Source organism: Sphingobacterium sp. (assembly GCF_039596235.1).
Classification (GTDB): Bacteria; Bacteroidota; Bacteroidia; order Sphingobacteriales; family Sphingobacteriaceae; genus Sphingobacterium.
This window is the reverse complement of the sequence record NZ_JBCNKE010000007.1, coordinates 335,001-341,831: the sequence shown is the minus strand read 5'-3', so window position 1 is coordinate 341,831 and position 6,831 is coordinate 335,001. Positions and strand designations below refer to the sequence as shown.

The following is a 6,831-nucleotide window of genomic DNA, read 5'->3' as shown; positions in this document are numbered from 1 at the left end:
TGTTGTAGTTTTGAGTCAACAAATAAGAACAAGAATACTAACACAATAAAATAAAGACATTATGAAAACGCTAGTAAAAACATTCGCAGCAGCAGCCTTAATCGCAGTATCCACATTCGCTATGGCCACTGAAGGACAAGGTTCCAAATCAGCAAAAGCAAACATTAATCTTTCCACAGCAGACTTCGCTCTTGAGCATTATGTTGCGGTCACTACCGAGGGCGAGTCAGCAGGCGTGGAGCAATTGTTCGCTGCTGATTTCAGCCAAAAGATCCAATCTTCCAATGCACAATCTCATAGCCGTGAAGCAGTCGTTAAATCTCTGAAAAAACAAAAAGGTGAGCGTTTGAACTGTGCAGTAAGCACCGATATCATCGAGGAGTCTGCAGACTATATGGTGGCTAAAGTGACCTTGAAATTTGAGAGCTTCACCAAGACTGACCTAGTTACCTTGGAGCGCGAAGGCAACAATTGGAAAGTCTCCAAATCGATCAATTCGTATAAATAGTACCTATCACTGGTGGCTTGCCAGTCATAAAAAGGCAAACCACTAGTGAATCATATGTTTATTTAAGGCCACGTCGGGAGATGTGGCTTTTTCTTTTTTGAAATTCCGCGAAGACTTTTCGGCAGTCACTCTTTACCGACAACATAACCCTAGTTTCACTCATTTAGACTCTTGATGACGCCTAAGTTTGTATCAGATTTAAAAACAACAACATTATGGCAAATCAATTTCTTATTAAAAACACCATGGCAGAAATGCGTGCGCTATCTGCGACTGAAGTCACGGAATTATCCAACGGTACTTATAATGGCGTACAGCTTTTGGGTTATTATCAGGTTGGGGACACACCTAATCCTATTGTCTATTTTCTTTCTACTACGAATGATGCGGATAATGGTGGAAGTATTATAGCGACGGGAGGGCTCAAATTGATCCATCAGTTCAGCGAAGCTGTAGATGTTACCTATTTCGGTGCTAAAGGTGATGATAGCACAGATGACACCCTACCTATTCAAGCCGCACTTGACTTAGGACTAGGGATTAGTTTTAGAAAAGGCAAAACCTATAGAATTAAATCATACAACCCGAACGGAGCGCCGTATGTGACTGATCATCTGACAAATGCGGGAGGGATATCTATTCCGTCAAACTCGGTAGTAAATGGTAATGGAGCAACATTAAAAGCCATTACCGCAAATCACAATGCGTACAATATCATTCGGATTGTCAATAAAGACAATATCATTGTAACCGATTTATTTTTAGAGGGGGATTCTATGACAAGAACCTCTACAACTGGTGAATGGGGCTACGGTATTGCTATTATGGGGAGCCGAAATATTACAATAGAAAATACACATTCAAAATGGATGTGGGGAGATGGTTTTAATCTTCAGGTACTCGCACCCAATAGCTTTCCGGTCCCAGTACTGACCTCTTGTGAAAATATCACAATAAACAATTGTGTATGTGATAGTAACAAGCGGCAAGGATTGTCAATTGAAAGTGGAATCGATGTTAAAGTTCTTAATAGTAGATTTCTCAATACCGATGGCATTCCTCCACAATCGGGCATTGATGTAGAACCCAAAAATGGAGAAATTCCAGTAGAGAGAGTGATTATTGAAAACTGTACATTTAGCGGTAATACCAATGCTGGGTTATTTATACATTCGAAAAATAATAACATTAAAGATGTTAAGGTGAGTAAATGCTCGTTTGCCAAAGGATATTCAGGTATCACGACCGAATTAAGTCCCTCTGAAGTTATTGTTTCAGATTGTACCTTCGCAAGTGATTTGGCTCGGGCTCTCTCTATTAGAGGCGGTGCCAATCTGATGTTTACGAATAATATTATGTACTCTTATGTGATCATCAATGAAGAAGCCGACGGTGAAACGGTAGAAACTAAAAGTATAACGTTTGCTAACAATAAATTAAATAGGGGTGTCAGTGGCAACTCACGATGCCGACTATTGAGGGTGGTTAATAATGAAATCCAAGCACCAAATAGTATCGCTTTATTTATCAATTCGACTGAAAATGAAATTCTGAATAATAAGATCTATAATGCTGATACAGCTATTTCCAAAGGCAATGATGCCAATGCTATGCTTGTCAAAGGTAATATCATAAAGGGCGTTAATATTGGGATTTCCGGTAAAACAAACATGAATATATTTGAAAATACATTTGTCAATATAGGTGTCAATCTTGCCACAGCTAGTTATGGGCAATGTATCTTGCTAAGACTTGGTACATATAATAACCAGATTGCCAATAATACGGCGTACTTGTCCAATGTGGAGATAATGGAGTTGATATGAATACAATACCATTTTTAGGAATGCTATTTTTGAAGTTTGAGTATAACTCCAGCCAATATAATAATCACATCTATGTAGATAAAAACAATATATCGAAGCAGAGTACTGTTACAAAAAATATTCTCTATATTGAACAAGATACTATTGTAGGTAATCTAGCCCGCCGGCAAATGCTCATTAAAGATACGAAGGGGTATATTATTGTTTCTAGTTCCACTCAGTCACCGATTGGAACGCAGTTGAATGATATCCTTATAGACAATAATCGAGATTTGTATTTAGTTACCACTGCACCAGTGATTACAGGTGCTAACGGAACGTTAACAATAGTAAACGAAGCTGTTGTAAAGAAAATAAATTAACGAAATAAAAGGAGTAAATACACCAAGAGCCACATCATGAGATGTGGCTTTTTTAAGTCAAAAGGGCCTGATTCTCATAAGACCCTTTCTCTTAGCGTTTATTTGTACAGTAATTTTTATGTTTCCTATCGTTTCCTCTTTTGTGTTTCGTCATCCAATGTTTTTAAAGACAATTGGATTTTCACTGTACGACGCCAATTTTTATGTTGAACCTTTCTTTCGAAAGGAAGCTTGTAGCCGTTTTGTATAGTAAGAACAATAGTCGGTTTGAAATAGTTTTGTTATATATTTGGAATATGTTATTTTCTCTTTTCCAATGATTTTTGTTCTTTACCTTTTTTTTGAAACAGTGTTGCTGGTACCCAATTGCCGTATTTATCATATTTATATGAATTGGGGCAAAATTATGGAACATTTATACATCAGTTTCGGTTCCTCAGATCATGTTGAACGTTAGTGTGTGTTATTAATTCAAATCAATAGTTGTACTTTTATTGCTCTTTTTTTTCATAGCTATTCCATAACCGATGAGACCCAATATAATTGAAAATGCAATCTGTAAAATGATGATAAATATCCATCCGATAATGCCATATTGGTATAATTCTTTTTCAAATCCGCTGAAATTTGCTTCCAGCCATAATGAAAGGAATAATCCTACTATACTATCATAAAGCCCTAGCTTTATAACAGACCACAAGGTTGTTTTCAGATTTTGCTTCAATCCAATTAAATACGCTAGGCCGATATAAATAATTATCGATACGATGGAAAACCAACCATAATCAATTTTGAACCATCTGGATAGGAGTGAACCCACTATCGCCACTAACGTGACAGTAAATATCCCCTTTTCTAAGATTTTATTATATGGTTTTTCTATTGGTGTTAACGGCCTTTCCATTAGTATTAATAAATAGTAAGACAAAGATAGAAATTTCACCTCCCTATTCCCACCATTCACCGAGTTTTCCTGTCTTTTAGTCTAAAGCCCATAGGCTAGGGGCATATTGTGTCGTAGTTTTGAGTCAACAAATAAGAACAATATAACTAACACAATAAAATAAAGACATTATGAAAACGCTAGTAAAAACATTCGCAGCAGCAGCTTTAATCGCAGTATCCACTTTCGCAATGGCGGCTGAAGGACCAGGTTCCAAATCAGCAAAAGCAAACGTTAACCTTTCAACCGCAGACTTCGTCCTTGAGCATTATGTTGCGGTCACAACCGAAGGCGAATCTGCAGGTGTAGAGCAATTGTTCGCTGCTGATTTCAACCAAAAGATCCAATCTTCCAATGCACAATCTCATAGCCGTGAAGCAGTGGTTAAATCTCTGAAAAAACAAAAAGGTGAGCGTCTGAACTGTGCAGTAAGCACAGATATCATTGAGGAGTCAGCAGACTATATGGTGGCTAAAGTAACGTTGAAATTTGAGAGCTTCACCAAGACTGACTTAGTTACGTTGGAGCGTGTGGGAGGTGACTGGAAAGTATCTAAATCTATCAATTCGTATAAATAGGACCTTATCACTGCTGGTTTGCCAGTCATAAAAAGGCAAACCAGCGGTGAATAATATGTTTATTTAAGGCGTTTGTTTAAAGTAGTTAACACTCAATCTGACAGTTGCAATATAATAACAAACTGAAAAATTGATTTAAATGATGACGACTTCAAATCCTCAGGCTTAATATCCTTTTTTTTGAAAAACTTAATTATTTTATCGACAGGATTCTGCAAATAAAGACCCTCTAGCATCTTCTTCTTCCTTCTTTGTCGTTGTATTAATGTATGTGCAGTTAGGGTTGTTTGTGCAGTCCTGGCAACTAGCTACAGTACACACACAAGTTGCTGTCAATCCTCCTCCTTGAATGTTCTCCATGCTCCCTTTTGTAAGCATTACTATTGCTTTTTTGTTCAAATTTAGTTTTATTTTTTTCATAATGCATCAAAATTTATTTCTAAAATTCAAATTAAAATTGTAGAATGAATTTAACGTAAAAAAGGTTCTTAATTATCATCTCTTATGACTAAATTTTGTTAAAAAACAGTGTGTTTTGATTAAAAAAAAAACATATTTTAATAATATCATTATTTAATGAAATGAGGAAAAAAGAAATTGGAATCTTAACATTATTATAATTATAAAGTGGCTTGTCCTGTCCTAAAATAGCTTTACCATTTCCATTAAAAGAGTTGCTTGTAGCCGCTTATATTAGTAATTACAGCCGCCAACTTTAGATTTTTATAAATTACATTTTTTATTGATTTTTAAGTGTGAAATTAATTGATAACTAAAATTATGATATATACATTTCTTCCTTACGATGCAGAAGAAAATCTAGGTTCTTCCTACAATAGATGCATGAATATGCTGCCGAATGACGATGATTGGGCTGTTTTTATTGACCATGACGCGATGTTCACGACCAATTTTTGGTATCATCAAATAAGTGATGTAATAAAAAGTCATCCAAATGCTGGTTTGATAACATGTTTAACAAATAGAATTTATAATCCCAAACAAATAATATTTAATAGATATACACTTAGAGGAGAATCAATAAATGATTTACTCAATAATCATGATATAGAGTTCCATAGACAGCTAGGCCATACTTTATATGAACTCAATGGTTCAAGCGTAGAAGCCTTGAATAATGATTTGCTGATCAGTGGAGTCGTTATGATGGTTAAGAAGGAAACGTGGAATAGTATAAAATTTTGTGATGGATTTTTGCGTGTAGACAACAATTTCCACGAGGAGTGTTCAAATCGTAACCTTGAAGTTCTCCTAATGACAGGCCTATACGTTTACCATTGGTATCGTGCAGATCGAAAAAATGTAATTATTCCAATAATTGAAGGTTAAGTAAAAGGAATATAAGTGAAATTGTTTTTTTAGCTCGGAAATATTAAAAATGATTTAGAGATTTTAATTTGTCTATTAAGTGGTTTTTGATTTAATTATTTATCCTTGAGTGTGTTATTATGATCCTTATTTGAGTTAGTATAAAGAAAATAGTAAATTTACTTTTTGAAATTTGTATGTTTGATAATGAGGAAATTTTATGTGGTTTTAATTGTATTATTGATGTCAATCTCGTCTAATACTTCTGCTCAGGATAATAAAGTGATGAGTTTAGCTTCTACTTTTATTGACACAGTTAAATCTAATTCTTATACAGGGTTATTAGTAAACTGGGATTCTATAACTCCTATTTTTATGGAGAAGAGCAAAAAAGTAAAAGAGGTAAAAGATTTGCTCCCATTGTTTAAGAGTGTCTTAGAGCTTCTACATGATGAGCATTCATCGGTCGAATATCATGAGATTGATACCAGTATGACAGAAAGTTTTATGGTTCAGTTGCATCAGATGGCCGAGACCTCTGATGCAGAAGCGGGGCTGCCGCCAAAAAACTTTCAATCGTATATAATTGATAAAAAATACGCTTATATAAATATTCCTCCGGTACAGTTTGAGCAGGTAAAATATATTGACACTATAGGGCAGCAGCTGGAAGAGTTGGATGCTAAAAATCCCAAGGCTTGGATTATAGATCTGACTGAGAACAGTGGTGGGGCTAATTACCCCATGATATGGCATTTTGCATCTTTAATTGACGTTGATTACAGTTATTCAGAAGTTTTTAATGACGGTGAGGAAAAGAAGATATCGGTTGTATTACAACCTATAGGAAAAGAAGCTCAACAAGTTTATGATATTCTTGGATTAAGTGCCTCAAAACACCCGCCTGTTAAATTGAAAAATAATAATATTCCTATCGTAATTTTAGCTAGTTATTATACCGCTAGTGCAGCTGAGGCTTTTCTGCTACATTTTAAAGGACAGAAAAATGTCACTATAATAGGGCAAAAGACAGCTGGACGCACTTCTTCCAATCAATATTATGAAATTGGAAAGAATTTCTCTCTCGAATTGACTGTGAGCCTTTTAAAAGAAAGAAATGGGGAAATATACCAGATCAACGAGGGAGTTACTCCGGATATTATTATCCCCTTCGACATGTCGAATATTAAGACCACCAATCAGCTACTAGAAGCTATTAATAAAAACAAGCCAGTTTATTTGGAAAAGGCGGTCGAAATACTCGAAAAAAGAGATGGATTTTAGT

The 6,831-nt window shown here is 35.4% G+C and carries 7 protein-coding genes; 6 read left to right on the top strand and 1 reads right to left on the bottom strand.

All coding sequences use genetic code 11. The annotated features are described in order from the left end of the window. The first annotated feature begins 61 nt into the window (after positions 1–61). The 3 genes from ABDW32_RS16125 (at position 62) to ABDW32_RS16115 (ending at position 2,696) form a co-directional block, all read left to right on the top strand. Positions 62–508 carry a nuclear transport factor 2 family protein gene (locus ABDW32_RS16125; RefSeq protein WP_343564179.1) on the top strand — a complete coding sequence of 149 codons (447 nt, stop codon included), beginning with the start codon at positions 62–64 and terminating at the stop codon, positions 506–508. A gap of 215 nt (positions 509–723) precedes the next feature. Next, positions 724–2,334, top strand: a complete 1,611-nt coding sequence (locus ABDW32_RS16120; protein WP_343564177.1) for a right-handed parallel beta-helix repeat-containing protein — start codon at positions 724–726, stop codon at positions 2,332–2,334. Further along, entirely contained in the window at positions 2,331–2,696 is a 366-nt protein-coding gene (locus tag ABDW32_RS16115) for a hypothetical protein (RefSeq protein WP_343564176.1), read from the top strand. Before ABDW32_RS16120 ends, ABDW32_RS16115 begins: the two co-directional genes overlap by 4 nt. Positions 2,697–3,162: 466 nt before the next feature. On the opposite strand, the gene ABDW32_RS16110 is transcribed toward ABDW32_RS16115, so the two are convergent. Further along, positions 3,163–3,600 carry a hypothetical protein gene (locus tag ABDW32_RS16110; protein WP_343564174.1) on the bottom strand — a complete coding sequence of 146 codons (438 nt, stop codon included), beginning with the start codon at positions 3,598–3,600 and terminating at the stop codon, positions 3,163–3,165. Between the two features lie 170 nt (positions 3,601–3,770). On the opposite strand from ABDW32_RS16110, the gene ABDW32_RS16105 reads away from it, so the two are divergent. The 3 genes from ABDW32_RS16105 to ABDW32_RS16095 all read left to right on the top strand — a co-directional run bounded on the left by ABDW32_RS16105 (position 3,771) and on the right by ABDW32_RS16095 (position 6,830). Further along, positions 3,771–4,217 (top strand): nuclear transport factor 2 family protein, encoded by a 447-nt coding sequence (locus ABDW32_RS16105; RefSeq protein WP_343564172.1) that lies wholly within the window; start codon positions 3,771–3,773, stop codon positions 4,215–4,217. A gap of 780 nt (positions 4,218–4,997) precedes the next feature. Beyond that, positions 4,998–5,567: a hypothetical protein gene (locus tag ABDW32_RS16100; RefSeq protein ID WP_343564170.1), complete on the top strand. Its 570-nt coding sequence runs from the start codon at positions 4,998–5,000 to the stop codon at positions 5,565–5,567. Between the two features lie 186 nt (positions 5,568–5,753). After that, positions 5,754–6,830, top strand: a complete 1,077-nt coding sequence (locus ABDW32_RS16095; RefSeq protein ID WP_343564168.1) for a S41 family peptidase — start codon at positions 5,754–5,756, stop codon at positions 6,828–6,830. The last annotated feature ends 1 nt before the right edge of the window (position 6,831 follow it).